This is a genomic window from Cribrihabitans neustonicus, from assembly GCF_048820895.1.
Lineage (GTDB): Bacteria > Pseudomonadota > Alphaproteobacteria > Rhodobacterales > Rhodobacteraceae > Cribrihabitans_A > Cribrihabitans_A neustonicus.
Genome location: NZ_JBMERQ010000002.1, coordinates 350,792 through 367,975, shown reverse-complemented (window position 1 = coordinate 367,975; position 17,184 = coordinate 350,792). Strand labels below are relative to the sequence as shown.

The 17,184-nt window shown below is 66.2% G+C and carries 11 protein-coding genes and 1 tRNA gene; 2 read left to right on the top strand and 10 right to left on the bottom strand.

Features of this window, described 5'->3' with window-relative positions; translation table 11 throughout:
- Positions 1-134 precede the first annotated feature (134 nt).
- From ACOHWE_RS06870 to ACOHWE_RS06840, 7 genes are all read right to left on the bottom strand, one after another.
- Positions 135-2,141 carry a hydantoinase/oxoprolinase N-terminal domain-containing protein gene (locus tag ACOHWE_RS06870; RefSeq protein WP_420665196.1) on the bottom strand — a complete coding sequence of 669 codons (2,007 nt, stop codon included), beginning with the start codon at positions 2,139-2,141 and terminating at the stop codon, positions 135-137.
- Positions 2,142-2,212: 71 nt separating this feature from the next.
- Positions 2,213-3,253: a tRNA epoxyqueuosine(34) reductase QueG gene (queG, locus tag ACOHWE_RS06865; RefSeq protein WP_420665195.1), complete on the bottom strand. Its 1,041-nt coding sequence runs from the start codon at positions 3,251-3,253 to the stop codon at positions 2,213-2,215.
- A gap of 87 nt (positions 3,254-3,340) precedes the next feature.
- Positions 3,341-4,006, bottom strand: a complete 666-nt coding sequence (gene fzlA, locus ACOHWE_RS06860; protein WP_420665194.1) for an FtsZ-binding protein FzlA — start codon at positions 4,004-4,006, stop codon at positions 3,341-3,343.
- Positions 4,007-4,087: 81 nt separating this feature from the next.
- A complete protein-coding gene (gene mtgA / locus ACOHWE_RS06855) occupies positions 4,088-4,840 on the bottom strand; it encodes a monofunctional biosynthetic peptidoglycan transglycosylase (protein WP_420665193.1) in 753 nt (250 codons plus the stop codon).
- A gap of 235 nt (positions 4,841-5,075) precedes the next feature.
- Positions 5,076-9,608 (bottom strand): glutamate synthase large subunit, encoded by a 4,533-nt coding sequence (gltB, locus tag ACOHWE_RS06850; RefSeq protein WP_420665192.1) that lies wholly within the window; start codon positions 9,606-9,608, stop codon positions 5,076-5,078.
- On the bottom strand, positions 9,605-10,039 hold the full coding sequence (locus ACOHWE_RS06845; RefSeq protein WP_420665191.1) for a GFA family protein: 435 nt from the start codon (positions 10,037-10,039) through the stop codon (positions 9,605-9,607). The genes gltB and ACOHWE_RS06845 overlap by 4 nt, the downstream gene beginning before the upstream one ends.
- 90 nt (positions 10,040-10,129) lie before the next feature.
- Positions 10,130-11,569: an NAD(P)-dependent oxidoreductase gene (locus ACOHWE_RS06840; RefSeq protein WP_420665190.1), complete on the bottom strand. Its 1,440-nt coding sequence runs from the start codon at positions 11,567-11,569 to the stop codon at positions 10,130-10,132.
- Positions 11,570-11,809: 240 nt separating this feature from the next.
- On the opposite strand from ACOHWE_RS06840, the gene ACOHWE_RS06835 reads away from it, so the two are divergent.
- Positions 11,810-12,616 (top strand): undecaprenyl-diphosphate phosphatase, encoded by an 807-nt coding sequence (locus tag ACOHWE_RS06835; RefSeq protein WP_420665189.1) that lies wholly within the window; start codon positions 11,810-11,812, stop codon positions 12,614-12,616.
- A gap of 62 nt (positions 12,617-12,678) precedes the next feature.
- Here ACOHWE_RS06835 and ACOHWE_RS06830 read toward each other — a convergent pair whose 3' ends face one another.
- Both ACOHWE_RS06830 and hemN read right to left on the bottom strand, forming a co-directional pair.
- Entirely contained in the window at positions 12,679-13,671 is a 993-nt protein-coding gene (locus tag ACOHWE_RS06830; RefSeq protein ID WP_420665188.1) for a complex I NDUFA9 subunit family protein, read from the bottom strand.
- 270 nt (positions 13,672-13,941) lie between these two features.
- Positions 13,942-15,297 (bottom strand): oxygen-independent coproporphyrinogen III oxidase, encoded by a 1,356-nt coding sequence (gene hemN / locus ACOHWE_RS06825; protein WP_420665187.1) that lies wholly within the window; start codon positions 15,295-15,297, stop codon positions 13,942-13,944.
- A gap of 216 nt (positions 15,298-15,513) precedes the next feature.
- Between hemN and ACOHWE_RS06820 the strand changes: the two genes are divergently transcribed.
- Positions 15,514-15,600 (top strand) — tRNA-Leu (locus tag ACOHWE_RS06820).
- 92 nt (positions 15,601-15,692) lie between these two features.
- Here ACOHWE_RS06820 and ACOHWE_RS06815 read toward each other — a convergent pair.
- Entirely contained in the window at positions 15,693-17,180 is a 1,488-nt protein-coding gene (locus ACOHWE_RS06815; RefSeq protein ID WP_420665186.1) for a flavin-containing monooxygenase, read from the bottom strand.
- Between the last annotated feature and the right edge of the window lie 4 nt (positions 17,181-17,184).

Genomic DNA, 17,184 nt, shown 5'->3' with positions numbered 1-17,184 from the left:
CGTTCCCGTCCCGGCGGCCGCCAGCACCACGCCGCCGGGCCCGCGGGACTTCATGCCACTTTCCGACCGCAAATACCCGCGCCGGAGGCCCCGGTTTTCCAAGGGAAATCCCGGCCACCAAACAGCCTTTGGGTTCAGCCCAAGGCCACCCTCGGCCGCCCGCTCGCCTCCACCGTCAGCGCCGCCTCGACGAAGACCTCCCGCGCCTCCACCTGGGCCACCCGGATATCGCGCTCCACGTGCAGGTGGATGTCGTCGGCGCCCGCCGCCTCCGCCGCCGCGCGGGCCTCCCCCGACAAAGCCGCTTCCAGCGCTGCCAGCGCATCTTCGGCGGCGGTGAAATCCTCCGGCCCGCTCTCCAGATGCACCCGGAAACGGCCTTCGGCAGGTGCGGTGACCGACCCGCTGCGCCGCATGGTGACCCGGCCCACCACCGCACCGATGGCATTGGCGACGCCTGCGTGCTCCGGCAGGATCATCCTGCAATGCAGCCGCTTGCCCACCGCCGGGTAATAGCTCGGAGCCGAGGCCCCCAACCCCACCACATCGGCGTTCAGCGCCGCATCCAGAGCCAGCAGTCCGCGATGCCTGGCGAGCCCCTTCTGCAGCAGCACGTGCCGTGCCAGCTGCTCCGGCGGCAGGCCAAACGCCCCGCCCTCCTCGGCGAAGGCGGCCTCCAGCAGGGTGAGCGCGGTCTGTTCGGTGAGCTGGTCGACAATCATCTGAGCAAGTGCTGCGGCATCCGCCGCTACCCGTTCGCCACTGCCGACCCGGCGGCGGGCAAACAGCGACAGCGCCTTTTCCGCTGCGCCCGCGTCCCAGGCCGAGACCCGGCCCAGCACATGGCTCGCATCCGAGGGCGTGACCCCTGCCACCTGAACCAGCCCGCGGTCGACCAGCCGGGCCAGCGCGCCCTGCTCCATCCGCGTGCGCAGGATCTCTCCCAACGGGTGCACATGCATGCCGATCCGCGCCAGCAGCGCCGCCTCCCGCTCGCTCAGCCCCGCCACCGGCAGGCCGGGTACAGCGCGCACGAAGCGGCCGTCGTATTCGCCCGGCGCGGTGGCACTTAGCTGCGCGTCGAGCGCGCCATGCACCACCTCCGGCGCGTCCATCGCCACCAGCGAGACCGGCACCAGCCGCCGCGGCCCCAGCCGCAGCCCGCCCTCCAGCCCGCTGGTGTTCAGGTGCACCTCGCTGTCGCCGCCAAGGCCGGTGGTGCGCATCGCCACGGCCTCCACCATAGTGCGGAAGCCGCCGACCTGCGCGCCGCCCGGATCAATCGCGGGTTTGCCGCCGCGGATCAGCGCCACATCGGTTGTGGTGCCGCCAATGTCGCTGACCAATGCCTCCTCCGCGCCGGTCATCCAGCGCGCGCCCACGATCGAAGCGGCAGGCCCCGATAGAATGGTCTCGATCGGCCGCTCCCGCGCCTGGCTTGCGCTCATCAGCGCGCCGTCGCCGCGCACTACCATCATCGGCGCCGCAATCCCGAGGTCGCGCAGCGTGTCCTGCGCCCGCCCGATCAGCCGGTCGATCATCCCGATCAGCCGCGCGTTCAGCACCGCGGTCAGCGCCCGTTTCGGCCCGTTCAGCTTGGCCGAGAGCTGATGCGAGCAGGTGACCGGCGCGCCGGTCATCTCGTGGATGATCCGCGCTGCCTCCATCTCATGCGCCGGATTGCGGGTGGCAAAGACCCCGGCAACGGCAAAACCGGACACTCCCGGCCCCTCGATGCGCAGGAAGGCTTCCAGCGCCGCCGCGTCCAGCGGTGCCGCTTCACTGCCCGCGTGAGTATGCCCGCCCGCCAGCACCAGGGCCGGATCGCCCTTCAAGGCCTCGCGCAGACCGTGCCGGTCAAGGTCCGCCTCGGCAAACCCGATATAGATCAGCGCCACCCGGCCGCCCTGGCCCTCGACCAGCGCATTGGTCGCAAGCGTGGTCGACAGCGCCGCCAGCGACACATCTGCGGGCGCCGCGCCCGACTGCTCCAGCACCGCCCGGATCGCCCCGCCGACGCCGACCGCCAGATCGCCCCGCGTGGTCAGCGCCTTGGCCGAAGCAACAACTTCCTTCTCGTCCCGGATCAGCACCGCATCCGTATAGGTTCCGCCCGTATCCACCCCCAGCAAAAGCGCCATGCCCGTCCCTTCTCAGCTCTGTCCGCAGATCCGGTCTAACGCCTCCGCCGCGCCCGTCCATCCCGTTTGCGTCACGAAAGCCTGCGAACCGCCCAAGCCGCGGCCTCGGCCACGGTGGGATCGGGGTCGCCAACCAGCGCCTCCGCCGCCGGGCGCAAGCCGGGATCGCCCGAATTGCCGATGGCATACAGCACGTTGCGCACAAAACGGTCGCGCCCGATCCGCTTGATCGGCGAGCCGGAGAACCTCTCGCGGAACCCGGCATCATCCAGCGCCGCCAGATCTGCCAGCCTCGGCGCCTCCAGCCCGGCGCGCGCGGCGTAGCGCATGTCGCTCGCCGCCACCGCGAACTTGTTCCAGGGGCAGGCCGCGAGGCAATCGTCGCAGCCATAGATCCGGTTGCCCATCTTCTCGCGCAGCTCTTCCGCCACCGGCCCCTTGTGCTCGATGGTGAGGTAGGAGATGCAGCGCCGCGCATCGACCTGGTAGGGCGCGGGGAAAGCGTCGGTCGGGCAGCTGTCGAGGCACGCCCGGCAGGAGCCGCAACGGTCGCGCTCCGGCTGGTCCGCGGGCAGCTCCAGCGTTGTGAAGATCGAGCCGAGGAAAGCCCAGTTGCCCCAGTCGCGGCTCACCAGGTTGCTGTGCTTGCCCTGCCAGCCGAGCCCTGCCGCCTGGCCCAGCGCTTTCTCCGGAACGGGGGCGGTATCGACAAAGACCTTGACCTCGGCATTCTGATCCGCGGCCTCCGCCATCAGCCAGCGCGCCAGCCGCTTCAGCCGCTTCTTGACCAGATCGTGATAATCCTTGCCGCGCGCATAGACCGAGACCGCGCCGCGGCCGGCCCGGCCGACCACCGCCATCGGATCCTCGTCCGGCGTGTAGCTCTCCGCCAGCATGATGACCGAGCGTGCCTCGGGCCACAGCGCGGACGGGTCGCCGCGCCAATGGCTCCGCTCCTCAAGCCAGCCCATCTGCCCGTGGTATCCCGCTTCCAGGAAGGTTTGCAGCCGCGCGGGCACCTCCGGCACGTCCCAGGGCCGGCATATCCGGCAGGACACGAAGCCCTCGGCCAGGGCCTGCTGCACCAGCCTGTTTTTCAGCGCGGCATTCATCGTCTTCCAGCTACTTTCTGACCCGAAATACCCCGGGGTGAATTGGGCCAAGGGCCCAAGAGGGGCAGCGCCCCTTCCCCCGTTCTATCAGAAATCGAGGTCGGCGTAATGCGGGGGCGGGCGGAAGCCCGGCACCTGGTCGGCAAGGATGGAGCGGAAGGCCGGGCGCGACTTGATCTTGGCGTACCAGTCCTTCACCACCGCCGAGCGGTTCCAGTCCACATCCGAAATGTAATCCAGCGATGACAGGTGCGCGGCAGCGGCAAAATCGGCCAGCGTCATCTGGTCGCCCGCCAGCCAGCGGCGGTGATCGAGGAGCCAGGCCATGTAGTCCAGGTGGTACTTGATCGCCTTGGCGCCGGCCTTCACGTTGCGGCTGTCGGGGTAGCCCTGGCCGGTGATCTTCTTATTGACCCGCTCATAAAGCAGGTTCGCGGTCACTTCGTGGTGGAACTTGTCATCGAACCAGCTCACCAGCCGGCGCACCTCGTAGCGGCCCTCGGCATCGCGCGGCATCAGCGGCGGCTCGGGGCGGGTTTCCTCGAGGTATTCGCAGATCGCCGCGCTTTCGGCCATCATCTTGCCGTCCAGCCGCACCACCGGAATTTTCGCGGCCGGGTTGCGGCGCAGGAAATCGGCGTCCTGCTCCCAGTAGCGCTCCTCGACCAGCTCCACCTCGATCTTCTTTTCCGCGAGCGACAAACGCACCTTGCGGCAGAAAGGCGAAAGCGGGACGTGATACAGGCGGGCCATGGGCGTCTGAAGTCTCCTGAAAACGGGTTGCGGGACGGGTTGCGGCGGATGCTCCAGCAATGCCCTGCGGCGGGCAAAACTTCAATCCTCGAAACAGGCCGCGCGCCCGTCTGCGCGGATGGTGGCCGCCCCGTCCATGATCTGCGCGGCGCGCCGTTGGGTAAAACCGCCGGGCCTGCGCGCCGAGCGGTCCTTGGGGTCAGGCAGCACCGCCGCAATCAGCGCCGCCTGCCGCGCGGTGAGCGCCTCCGGGCCGACCCCGAAGTAGCGCCGCGCCGCGGCCTCGGCACCAAACACGCCTTCATCCATCTCTGCCACGTTCAGATAGACTTCGAGGATGCGGCGCTTGCTCCAGACCGCCTCCACCAGCGGCGTGAGCAGAGTCTCCAGCACCTTGCGCGGCCAGCTGCGGCCCTGCCAGAGGAAGACGTTCTTCACCACCTGCTGGGAGATGGTGGAACCGCCGCGCCGCCCGCCCGCGGCAATCGCCGCCTGGATCGCCGCCGCATCAAAGCCCCAGTGCTGGCAGAACCGTGCATCCTCCGCGGCGACCACCGATCGCGCGAGCACCGGCGCCATCTCCTCCAGCGGCACCCACATCCGGTCGACCTCGCCCAGGCGGCGCTGCTCGGCCCAGATGGTATGGGTGATCGGCGGGTTCACCACGGAAAACAGCAGCACCAGCGCTACGAATAGCGCCGCCACCGCCAGCACCGCCCTGAAGAGCCAGCGCTTCAGCCGCTGCAGCACGTTGCCGCCCGCTTTTGCCTTGCCCTTGGGACTGCCCTTGGTCCCGCCTTGGGATTTATTCTTCTTTGCGCCTGCCTTAGCCATGCCCCTCTATAAGACGGAGGTGGTCCGTGCACAAAGGGTCAGTTGCCCCGCTGCCGCAATCCGCCGAATCCATACAGACGTGACGGGGTAAAGCAGAGAGGGCGCTGCCCCTCTTGGGCTTTTGACCGAATTCACCCCAGGGTACATGGGGTCAGAAAGCGCGCGGGGGGTGTGACGCAGAAAAACCCCGCGGGCGGTGGCCTGCGGGGTTTTCCGTGCAGAGGAAGGCGCGGAGTTATTCCGCGGGCACCGCGGTCTCTTCCAGCGCCACCGGATGTTCCAGCTTGTCGAGCATTTCCTTCGGGCAGACCTGCACGAAGTTCAGCCGTTCGGCTTCCCAGTGCTGCAGGATTTCTGCCGCCTTGCGGCTGCCGGTTTCCTGCAGGTGGCGTTCGATCAGGCCTTTCAGCTGCGCTTCCCAATGCGCCACCGTCACCGGGCAGGTAACCAGCGATTCGCGGTTCAGCAGCGTCTCCGATTTGCCCTCCGGATCATAGAGGTACGCCATGCCGCCGGTCATGCCCGCGCCGAAGTTGGCGCCGATCGAGCCGAGGATGACCGCCACCCCGCCGGTCATGTATTCGCAGCCGCAGGCGCCGCAGCCCTCGACCACCACCGAGGCGCCGGAGTTCCGCACCGCAAAGCGCTCGCCCGCGCGGCCCGCGGCAAACAGGTAGCCCGCGGTGGCGCCGTAGAGCACAGTGTTGCCGATGATGGTGTTTTCGGACGCGGTGAGCGGGCTCACCTGCGGCGGGCGCACCACGATGGTGCCGCCGGACAGCCCCTTGCCGACATAGTCGTTGGCATCGCCCGAGACCTCCAGCTTCAGCCCCGGCGCGGCAAAGGCGCCCAGCGACTGGCCGGCCGAGCCCTGCAGCTTCACCGTCAGGTGGTCCGGCAGGAACGAGTTGCGCATGCCGAAGTTGCGCACGATATGGCTCGAGGTGCGGGTGCCCACGGTGCGGTGGGTGTTCTGCACCGCGTAGGACAGCTGCATCTTCTCGCCGTCCTGCAGGAAGCGGGCGGCATCGCGCACGATCTCTGCATCCAGCGTATCGGGCACCGCGTTGCGCGCCTTGTCGCGGTTATAGACGATGCTGTCGGCGCCATCGACAGTGATCAGCAGCGGGTTCAGGTCGAGATCATCCAGATGCGCAGAGCCGCGGGAGACCTGTGCCAGCAGATCGGCCCGGCCAATCACCTCGTCCAGCGAGCGCGCGCCGATGTTGGCGAGAATCTCGCGCACTTCCTGAGCGTAGAAGGTGATCAGGTTCACCACCTTGTCGGCGTTGCCGGTGAACTTGGCGCGCAGGCTCTCGTCCTGGGTGCAGACCCCCACCGGGCAGGTGTTGGACTGGCACTGGCGCACCATGATGCAGCCCATGGCGATCAGGGCCGCAGTGCCGATGCCGTATTCCTCGGCCCCCATCATCGCTGCCATCACGATGTCGCGCCCTGTGCGGAGGCCGCCGTCGGTGCGCAGGGTCACCCGGCCGCGCAGGTTGTTCATCGCCAGCACCTGATGCGCCTCTGTGAGTCCCATCTCCCACGGCAGGCCCGCGTATTTGATCGAGGTCGCGGGCGACGCCCCGGTGCCGCCGTTGTGGCCCGAGATCAGGATGATGTCGGCCTTGGCCTTCGCGACGCCTGCGGCGATGGTGCCGACGCCCGAGGACGCCACCAGCTTCACCGTCACCTTGCAGCGCGGGTTGATCTGTTTCAGGTCATAGATCAGCTGCGCCAGATCCTCGATCGAGTAGATGTCGTGGTGCGGCGGCGGCGAGATCAGGGTCACGCCCTTGGTCGAGTGGCGCAGGCGGGCAATCAGGTCGGTGACCTTCATTCCCGGCAGCTGGCCGCCCTCGCCGGGCTTCGCACCCTGGGCCACCTTGATTTCCAGCTCTTCGCACTGGTTGAGGTATTCCGCGGTCACCCCGAACCGGCCCGAGGCGACCTGCTTGATCTTCGCCGACGGGTTGTCGCCGTTCGGCTCCGGCACGAAGTGTGCCGGGTCTTCGCCGCCCTCGCCCGAGTCGGATTTGGCACCGATGCGGTTCATTGCCACGTTCAGCGTCTTGTGCGCTTCGGGGCTGAGCGCGCCCAGCGACATGCCGGGGGTCACGAAGCGCTTGCGGATCGAGGTGATCGATTCGACTTCTTCAATCGGCACCGGCTTGCCCAGCGGCTTGATGTCCAGAAGGTCGCGCAGGTGGATCGGCGGGTTGCCCTGCATCTTCGCGGAGTACTGCTTCCACAGCTCATAGGACGCGCGGTTGCAGGCCATCTGCATCATGTGCATAGAGGTCGCTTCCCAGGCGTGGGTCTCGCCGGTCTTGCGCGCCTTATAGAAGCCGCCGATCGGCAGCACGCCCTCGGGGGATTTCCAGGCCTTGGCGTGAATTTCCTCCGCCTTCACCTGGATGCCGTTCACGCCGATGCCGGAGATTCGGCTGGTCATGCCGGGGAAATACTCCGCGCACATGGCGCGGGAAAGGCCCACGGCCTCGAAGTTCAGCCCGCCCCGGTAGGAGGAAACCACCGAGATGCCCATCTTGGCCATGATCTTCAGCAGGCCCTGGTCGATGGCTTCGCGGTAGCGGGCGACGTTTTCGGTGAGGGTGCCGTCCAGCAGGCCGCGCTCGATACGGTCGGCCAGCGAGTCTTCCGCCAGGTAGGCGTTCACTACGGTGGCGCCGCAGCCGATCAGCACCGCGAAGTAATGCGGGTCGATGCATTCGGCGGAGCGCACGTTGAGCGAGCAGAAGGTGCGCAGGCCCTTGCGGGTCAGATGCGAATGCACGGCGGAGGTCGCGAGGATCATCGGCATCGCAACCTTCTCAGGACCGGAGAACTGATCGCTCAGAACCAGGTGGCCTGCGCCCGAGCGCACGGCTTCCTCTGCCTCGGCGCGGATGCGCGCAAGCGCGGCGCTCAGTGCGCCCTTGCCGGGGGTGAAGGTACAGTCGATCTCCGCCAGCGGCGCGTTGAACTGCTCGACCAGCTTGTCCCATTGGGCGTTGCCGACGAAGGGGCTCTCCAGCACGATGATCTCGGTCTGGGAGCTGTCCTCGTCCAGCACGTTCTTGAGATTGCCGAAGCGGGTCTTGAGCGACATCACCCGGAATTCGCGCAAGCTGTCGATCGGCGGGTTGGTCACCTGGGAGAAGTTCTGCCGGAAGAAGTGGCTCAGCGGCCGGTACTGCTTGGACAGCACCGCGGAGGGCGTGTCATCGCCCATCGAGGCGAGCGCTTCCTTACCGTCCTCGGCCATCGGCGCGAGGATCTGCTCCAGCTCCTCCACCGAGTAGCCGGCCGCGATCTGCCGCTTGCGCAGCTCCGCTCCGGAAAACAGCGCCTTCTCCTGTACGCCCGCCAGAACGGGGTCCACATCGTTGATCTTCTGCACCCAGTCGCCGAAGGGCAGCGCGCGGGAGAGTTTGTTCTTGATCTCGGTGTCGTGGTAGAGCAGGCCCTTTTCCATGTCCACGGCCAGCATCTGGCCCGGGCCGAGCGCGCCCTTCTCCACCACGGTGGCCTCGTCGATCGGCACCATGCCTGCCTCGGAACCCGCGATCACCAGCCCGTCACCCGTCACCACGTAACGCATCGGGCGCAAGCCGTTGCGGTCGAGACCAGCGCAGACCCAGCGGCCGTCGGTCATTGCAAGTGCCGCCGGGCCGTCCCAGGGCTCCATCACCGAGTTGCAGTAGGAGTACATGTCGCGCCAGGCCTGCGGCAGCTCGACCGCCTGCTTGGACCAGCTTTCCGGCACCAGCATGGTCTTGGCCATCGGCGCCGAGCGGCCGGCGCGCACCAGCACCTCGAAGACCGAATCCAGCGCAGCGGAGTCCGAAGAGCCGCCCGGCACGATCGGTTTGATGTCCTCGGCGTAGTCGCCAAACGTCGAGGAGGCCATGCGGATCTCATGGCTCTTCATCCAGTTCAGGTTGCCCTTCAGCGTGTTGATCTCGCCGTTGTGGGCCAGCATGCGGAACGGCTGCGCCAGCCACCATTGCGGGAAGGTGTTGGTGGAATAGCGCTGGTGATAGATCGCAAAAGCGCTTTCAAAGCGCAGGTCGTTGAGGTCGGGGTAGAACACCGCAACCTGCTCGGCGAGCATCATGCCCTTGTAGATGATCGAGCGGCAGCTGAGCGAGGCAATGTAGAGCCCGGCAATGCCAGCCGCGGCGGCGGCCTTCTCGATGCGGCGGCGGATCACGTAGAGCTCGCGCTCGAAGGTCTCCTCGTCCACGCCCTTGGCGTTGGAGATCAGGATCTGCTCGATCTCGGGACGGGTCGCATTGGCCTTTTCGCCCAGGCAGTTCACATCCACCGGCACGTGGCGCCAGCCGTAGATGTAGTAGCCCATGCGCAGCACTTCGCTTTCCACGATGGTGCGGCAGCGCTCCTGCGCGCCGAAGTCGGTGCGCGGCAGGAACACCTGGCCAACTGCCATCAGCTGGTCCTCGCGCGGCTCGTGGCCGGTGCGGCGGATCTGATCGTGGAAGAAGGGCACAGGGATCTGCACGTGGATGCCGGCGCCGTCGCCGGTCATGCCGTCGGCATCCACCGCGCCGCGGTGCCAGATCGCCTTCAGCGCGTTGATGCCCGCCTGCACCACCTTGCGGCTTTTCTTGCCGTCGACCGAAACCACCAGGCCGACGCCGCAGGAAGAATGCTCCTCCTCCTCGGAATACAGGCCGTTTTCAGCCATCCACTTGCGCTTGGCTTCCTCGGCGCGCACCCAATCGGCATCATACTTGGTCATTGGCTGTTTCCTTCTCCGGAAGGGGCAAACATTTCGATCATCTCGGCACCGGTCAGTTTCCGGCAGCTGCTGTCGAACGCATAGCCCGCTGGCTTTTGGTCGATGTAGAGTTCCAGGCGCAGCTCGCTGCCGCCTGCGTTGTCAAAAAGGCCCGCCGCGATCTGCGTCTGGCCCTGATTTTTCCCTGCGGTCATGCGGTACCACAGCGCAGAGCCGCAGCTGGCGCAGAAGGCGCGTTCGGCCCAGCCCGAGGACTGAAAGGTCTGCACCGGCCCCAGCGCAGCAAAGCCCGGCGCGGCCTGAAAGCTGAGGAACGGCCCGCCGGCCCAGCGCTGGCACATCTTGCAGTGGCAAGCCGACAGCGCAGCGCGCGCAGGCGTCGCGGACACCTTCACCGCACCGCACATGCATTGCCCGTTCAACTCCCCCATCGCTTCTGTCCTCTTGCTGGCCGCTCGGGCCTTTTGGCTGGATAGGTCAATATTTTTGACCTTTTTGGGCTGTGTGGTCCCCGGTGCCGCTTATTCGGCCGCCACTGCGGCGCGGCTGCCCAGGCGCTCCAGGATCGCGGCGGCGCAGTCGCGGCCGTCGCGGATTGCCCAGACCACCAGCGAGGCGCCGCGCACGATGTCGCCAACCGCATAGACCCCGTCGAGCGCGGTGGCGCCGGTCTGGAACTCCGCCTTGATTGTGCCCCAGCGGGTCACCGGCAGCTCCGGCTGGCCCCAAAGCGACGGCAGATCCTCCGGCTCGAAACCCAGCGCTTTGATCACCAGGTCGGCCTCCTCCACATAGTCCGCGCCCTCGATCACCTCCGGTGCCTGGCGGCCCGAGGCATCCGGCTGGCCCAGGCGCATCTTCTGCACCATCACCCCCGCGACCTTGCCGCCATTGTCAGTGAAGCCCTTCGGCGCCGACAGCCACTCGAAGATCACGCCCTCTTCCTCGGCGTTCTGGGTCTCGCGCTGGGAGCCCGGCATGTTGGCCCGATCACGGCGGTAGAGGCACTTCACACTGGTTGCGCCCTGGCGGATCGAGGTGCGCACGCAGTCCATTGCGGTATCGCCGCCGCCGATCACCACGACCTTCTTGCCCGCCGCGTTAAGCGCGCCGCTCTCGAACTCAGGCACCACGTCGCCAAAGCCTCGCTTGTTGGACGCGGTGAGGAAGTCGATCGCCTTCACGATGCCTTCGGCGCCGCTGCCGGGCATAGACAGATCGCGCGATTTGTAGACGCCAGTGGCAATAATCACCGCGTCATGCTTGGCGCGGATCTCCTCGAAGGCGATGTCCTCGCCCACGTTGCAGTTGAGGACGAAAGTAACGCCGCCGTCAGCGAGCAGCTTGTTGCGGCGCTCCACCACGTCCTTTTCCAGCTTGAAGCCGGGAATGCCATACATCAGCAGCCCGCCGGCCCGGTCATAGCGGTCATAGACGGTGACCTGCACGCCCGCCTTGCGCAGCATGTCCGCCGCCGCCAGCCCGCCGGGGCCCGCGCCGATAATGCCGACGCTCTCGCTGCGTTCGGCGGCCGGGGCAGCGGGCTTCACCCACCCCTTCTCCCATGCGGTGTCGGTGATGTATTTTTCGACCGAGCCGATGGTGACGGTGCCGTGGCCGGACTGCTCGATCACGCAGTTGCCTTCGCACAGGCGGTCCTGCGGGCAAATCCGGCCGCAAATCTCGGGGAAGGTGTTGGTCGCCTGGCTGACCTCATAGGCCTCTTCCAGGCGGCCGGTCGCGGTCAGCCGCAGCCAGTCGGGGATGTTGTTGTGCAGCGGGCAGTGGCTCTGACAGTAAGGAACGCCACACTGGCTGCAGCGGCTGGCCTGCTCTTCGGCCTTGGCGGCGGCGAACTCCGCGTAGATCTCGTTGAAGTCTTCCTTGCGCAGGCTGGCATCACGCTTCTCCGGCATGTCGCGTTCGATCTGCACAAATTTCAGCATCGGTTGCTTGGCCACGGGTTGGACTCCATTATTTGCCTGGCTGCGAGACCGCCTGTCCAGGCACTGCCCCGCTTTATGTCAACTATGCTGACCTATTTTGCCAGCGACTGTCCTCTGATAGCGACTCTCGGGTAAAAGTACAGTATTTTTAGGTCCTAATCGGACCTATTTACCTTCTTCCATCCCATTCACTGGAATTATACATATGTATGTAAGGCTACGAGCGGCTCACAACAAAAACAGGACCATCGGCAGATGCCACTATTCCAGTTGTTTCTGGTTGCACTGATTCAAGGGGTTACCGAATTCCTGCCCGTGTCCTCTTCGGGCCACCTGATTCTGCTGCCCGGGGTGACTGGACTGAGCGACCAAGGCCAGGTTATCGACGTGGCCGTTCACGTGGGAACGCTGGCCGCTGTGCTGCTGTATTTCTGGAGCGATGTGAAGGAAGGGCTGGCCGGCATGCCGCGGGCGCTCGCGGGCCGCACGGACACCCATGGGGCCAAGCTCGCCATGGGGCTGATTATTGCGACCATTCCCACCGTAATTCTGGGCGCCGTGCTGCATTTCACCGGCTTAAGCCAAGCACTGCGCTCGATGGAGGTGATCGGCTGGACCATGCTGAGCTTTGGCCTGATACTCTATTGGGCAGACCAGAGAGGCGCCACCGTCAAGCGGGCAAACGATTGGTGTGTGCGCGATGCGCTGATCATGGGGCTGTGGCAGGCGCTGGCGCTGATTCCCGGGACCTCCCGCTCCGGCATCACCATCACCAGCGCCCGGCAGCTCGGCTACACCCGCGAAGACGGCGCCCGGATCGCCATGCTGATGTCGATACCGGCAATCATGGCCTCAGGAATCCTGCTGGGCACCGAAGTGGCCGTTGACGCGAATCTGGCCCTGCTGCGCGACGCCGCCTTCGCCGCCGCGCTTGCCATGCTTGCCGCGCTTGCCGCCCTCAGCATAATGATGCGAATGCTGCGCTCGGTCAGTTTCACGCCCTACGTGATTTACCGGGTGGTTCTTGGCGTGGTGCTGCTGTCCGTCGCTTACAGCAGCTGACCCAGCGAACAATGAAGCGCGGGGCTCCCCCGCGCTTTCAGTTTCCCTCGCCTGCCGGCAGATCAGGCGCCATTCTTGCGCAGATTGCGGGCCGATCGGGTCATTTCGTCATACTGCCCCGACGGGCGGAACTTCCACAGGTAGTCCGGCAGAACTGCCTCCAGGCTGACCGGGCTGATGCCGAGATCGGCAAAGCTCTTGGCGCCCGCGGAAACCACGTTGTCCCGCCTCAGGTTCTTCAGCTGGTCGCGGGTCAGCATCTTGTTCTCCAGAATCTGGAAGCTCGCCTTCTGCAGCATATCAAAGCCAAAGGCGATCATCGCCGCCACGAAACCCGGCAGCGGCAGGATCAGGCGGCGGCGGTGGATCACCTTCAGCATCTGCTGCATCAGTTCGCGGAAGCTCTTCACCTCCGGCCCGCCGAGCTCGTAGATGCCGGGCGCGGCTTTGCCCTTGGCCGCCTTCACGGCCGCCTTGGCGACATCGTCCACGTAAACCGGCTGGAACTTCGTGCCGGCGCCCGCAATCGGCAGCAATGGCGACAGCCGGGTCATGCCGGCAAACCGGTTGAAAAAGTTATCCTCGGGCCCGAAGATCACCGACGGCCGCAGGATCACGGCGTTAGGGAAGTTGCGCAGCACTGCTTCCTCGCCCGCGGCCTTGGTGCGGGCATAAGCGCTTGCACCGGTGGCATCGGCGCCAATGGCCGAGATCTGGACCAAATGGGAGACACCCTGCGCCGCCGCGATCCGGGCAACCCGGGCCGCCCCTTCGGCATGCACCTGCGCAAACGTGTTCTTGCCGACCTCGTTCAGCACCCCAACGCAGTTCACCACCGCATCCGCGCCCTGCATCACCGCCGCTACCGAGGCATCGTCGCGAATGTTGCAGAACACCGGCTCCACCTGGCCCGGCACGCCGTAGGGCTTCACATGCATGGCCTCATTGGGGCGGCGCACGGCTACCCGCACCCGCCAGCCCGCCTTGGCCATGCGCCGCGCGATATAGCGGCCGACGAAACCGGACCCGCCGTAGATCGTGACCAGTTTGGACATCTCTTGGCTCCTGAAGTTAGCTGCCCCTATGCTCTAGCGCCGCCAAAGGCGTCAAACAAGGCGCAAATGACCGCGTTTCGGGGCCAAACCACGGCGCAGCCTGCCTTTTTAACGCCCTTCCCGCGGTTGCGGCGCAGCCTCGCGGTAAAGGGGTGAAGTTCAGGCGCCTGCGCGGGATGCGTGCTGTCCGGGATGCAGCGAACCCTGCCGGGAGAAGGCATTCTCCGGATGAGCGCAGCCGGGTTCCACACGGCTGCCCGGCATCCACGCTCAGGAGGCGCGGCTGTAGCGCACTCCGTCCAGCTTATGAGCGTCAAAGGTGCTCGCGATGATGCGGGTGAGCGGGCGGCCTTCGGGCAGGATCTCCAGCGCCGCGCCCGTCAGCCGCACAAGATCGCCGAACCGGGAGGCGACTCCGTCGACCTCGGCATCCAGCACCGCGGCCTCTTCGCCGAAACGCTGCCGCAGCGCGCGCCGGTCGAGACGGAAATCGCACATCAGCATCTCGATCGCCCGGCCCCGCAGAAAATCCTCCCCGCTCAGCATATGGCCACGCACGCCCGCCAGCTCCCCGGCCTCGACCCGCTGCACGTAAGCCGGAGTGGCCGCCGCGTTCTGGATGTAGCCGCCGGCAAAGCGCGAAATTGACGATGCACCAAAACCGATCAGCGTGGGGCAGCTGTCGTCCGTGTAGCCTTGAAAGTTGCGCCGCAGGCGGCCGCTGCGCGCCGCCGCTTCCAGCCCGTCACCGGGGAGCGCAAAATGGTCGATGCCGATGGCGGCAAATCCGGCGTCCCGGAACCACTTCGCCGCCCGCCCCGCCAGATGGTAGCGCGCCAGATCGTCCGGCAGCGCCTCTTCCCTGATCAGCTGCTGCCGCTTCGCCACCCAGGGCACATGCGCATAACCGAAGAGCGCCAGCCGCTCGGGCTCAAGGCGCAGCACCTTTTCCAGCGTGTCTTCCATCCGCGCCTGCGTCTGATGCGGCAGACCGTAGACCAGATCGGCGTTGAGCGAGGTGATCCCAGCCTGGCGCAGCTCCACAACACAGTCCTGCGTCACCTCAAACGGCTGCTCGCGGCCAATCGCCGCCTGCACCAGCGGGTCGAAGTCCTGGATACCTATGCTCGCACGGTTCATGCCCTCCGCCGCCAGCGCTGCGATCTTCTCCGCATCCACCAGGGTCGGGTCGATCTCGACCGAGAACTCCCAGCCCTCCGCCGGTGCAAACACCGCTTTCACCGCCTGCGCTAGTCGGCGGATCAGCGCGGGCGGCAGGATGGTGGGCGTGCCGCCGCCCCAATGCATCCGCCCCATCCGCACGCCCTTGGGCAGAAGCGGTGCCACCAGCGCTAACTCCTGCTCCAGCGTGCCGATGTAGCTTTCCACTGGGCTCAGCGTCCGGGTGCCTTGGGTGCGGCAGGCGCAGAACCAGCAGAGCCGCTCGCAGAAGGGAACATGCAAGTAGACCGAAACCGGCTGTTCCGGATCCAGCGCCTGCAGCGCGCGGGCCTGATCCGCAGCGCCCACGGCGGCGGAGAACACCGGCGCGGTCGGATAGGAGGTGTAGCGGGGCACCCGGCTGTCGAACAGCCCAAGGGCTTGGAGGCGGTCAATCTGTGTCATGATGGCCCTATGCCCCGTCTGCGCCGCCACCACTTTGCGCAAGATCAAACGCCCCGTCCCGTGCCCCCCGCCGCGGCCCAGGCACAAACGTGTCAACGCTCTGGTTTCACTTGAGAAAACGTCTGCAAGACGAACGTCAAAGAAATTCCGGCACCACGCGCATTTTCCGTTTGACCCTGCCCGCGACTCCGCTTATACGCCCTCCTCACGACACCGGCCCAGGTGGCGGAATTGGTAGACGCGCTAGCTTCAGGTGCTAGTGTCCGTATGGACGTGGAGGTTCGAGTCCTCTCCTGGGCACCATCCCCCCCTTTACTCGAAAATCTGCCCGCCGCCTTTCCGGCGGCCTCGCATAAGTCGCGCCCGCCGTGTTCGGCAGGCGCTTGAGGCATCCTTCAGGCCGCCTGATACTGCGGGGCTGTCGCCAGGAAGCGGCCGTAGGCGCCGGCATCGGGCGGGGCGAATTGCTCCACAAGCGGGTTCGGCCGTTTCCATTGCGTCGCACCCATATCCCTTAAAAGCTCATCAAAGTGCTTGAAATGAAACGGCGCCGAGCACAGGCCGCCGTAAATCTGCGCCGCCGGGCGCTCCTTCCGGCGCCAGTCGAGCATCATTTGGATGTTCGCCTCCATTTCCGCCCGCGAGGGCTGACGCGCCAGCTGCCCGTCGGCGTAGCGCACCAGCCAGTTCGCCACCATTTCCGCCGAGAGGATGGTGCAGAAGCTGGAGTTGAAGCCGACAAATCCCATTTCCGGCAGATCCGGGTTCACCGCGAGCCGGTAGGTGCGGTACTGCCCGTCCGGCTCGATCAGCTTGTCCAGATAGCGCTGCGCCAGATAAGGGATTCCCAGCTTCCAGCCGACCGCCGAGACCACCAGGTCGGCGCCGATGCGCGCACCGTTCTCCAGCACGATCTCATCGCCCTCGTACCGCTCGAAGGTGGAGCGGACCGGGATAATGGAGCCGTCCTTGAAGCCCTCGAACAGCCCCGGCGTCACGATCGGCACCGAGCAGGAGACGTCCTTCTCGATCGGCACATCCGGCACCATGTCCCATTTCTTCAGGCCAAGCTGCAGCTTCAGCAGCGCCTCCAGCCCGCGGAAATTGGCCCAGATCAGGGGCTTGGCCATGCCGTAAAGCGCCTTATGCAGCCAGCTGCGGCCCCAGCCATTGAACTGCACCTCCTGCGCGCGCATGTACAGCAGCCGCTTGAAATTGATGCCGCCGACAAAATAGGGCACCCGCCAGACGTTCTGCCGGTAAACCAGATGAACCCGCCTGGCGCCGTTCTGCGCCGCGTTCACCGCCACGTCGGTGGCGGACTTCGAGCCACCCAGCACCACCACGCGCTTGCCGCGGGCCTGTGTCGGGTCGAGGTATTCCGAGGAATGCATCACTTCGCCGCCCCGGGCTATGAACGCCTCCTGGCCCGGATGGGTGAGGATGTTCTTCTCCGAGAACTGCCCACTACAGACCACGGCAAAGTCCACGTCCACAGTGCGGGCTTCTCCCGCCGCCTCCACCACCAACCGCCAGCCGGGCTGCCCGTCCGGGCGCCGGTCCATCTCCAGCACGTTGGTATTGAGCTGGAACAGACGGTGCAGATCGTGCTTCTCCGCGTAGGAATGCAGATAGGCATGCACCTGCGGTCCCTTGGGCCACTCGGGATAGTCCGCGGGCATCGGGTGATCGGTGTAGCAATACAGATCCTTGGGCGACTGCGTCTGCACGCCGGGATAGGAGCGCGACGGCTCCCACACGCCGCCCAGATCCTCGCTGCGCTCGAAGCCCAGCACCTCGTGGCCCTTTTCGGCAAACGCCTTGGCTGCGGCCAAACCGCTGACCCCGCCGCCGATGACGGCGACCTTCTTCCGTCTCACCATGTGC

What these genes read in the sequence shown, in the direction of transcription:
- mtgA (WP_420665193.1), bottom strand. Translation starts at nt 4,840, where the DNA reads ATGGCTAAGGCAGGCGCAAAGAAGAATAAATCCCAAGGCGGGACCAAG.
- gltB (WP_420665192.1), bottom strand. Translation starts at nt 9,608, where the DNA reads ATGACCAAGTATGATGCCGATTGGGTGCGCGCCGAGGAAGCCAAGCGC.
- hemN (WP_420665187.1), bottom strand. Translation starts at nt 15,297, where the DNA reads ATGACACAGATTGACCGCCTCCAAGCCCTTGGGCTGTTCGACAGCCGG.
- ACOHWE_RS06815 (WP_420665186.1), bottom strand. Translation starts at nt 17,180, where the DNA reads ATGGTGAGACGGAAGAAGGTCGCCGTCATCGGCGGCGGGGTCAGCGGT.
- ACOHWE_RS06870 (WP_420665196.1), bottom strand. Translation starts at nt 2,141, where the DNA reads ATGGCGCTTTTGCTGGGGGTGGATACGGGCGGAACCTATACGGATGCG.
- ACOHWE_RS06835 (WP_420665189.1), top strand. Translation starts at nt 11,810, where the DNA reads ATGCCACTATTCCAGTTGTTTCTGGTTGCACTGATTCAAGGGGTTACC.
- ACOHWE_RS06830 (WP_420665188.1), bottom strand. Translation starts at nt 13,671, where the DNA reads ATGTCCAAACTGGTCACGATCTACGGCGGGTCCGGTTTCGTCGGCCGC.
- ACOHWE_RS06845 (WP_420665191.1), bottom strand. Translation starts at nt 10,039, where the DNA reads ATGGGGGAGTTGAACGGGCAATGCATGTGCGGTGCGGTGAAGGTGTCC.
- fzlA (WP_420665194.1), bottom strand. Translation starts at nt 4,006, where the DNA reads ATGGCCCGCCTGTATCACGTCCCGCTTTCGCCTTTCTGCCGCAAGGTG.
- queG (WP_420665195.1), bottom strand. Translation starts at nt 3,253, where the DNA reads ATGAATGCCGCGCTGAAAAACAGGCTGGTGCAGCAGGCCCTGGCCGAG.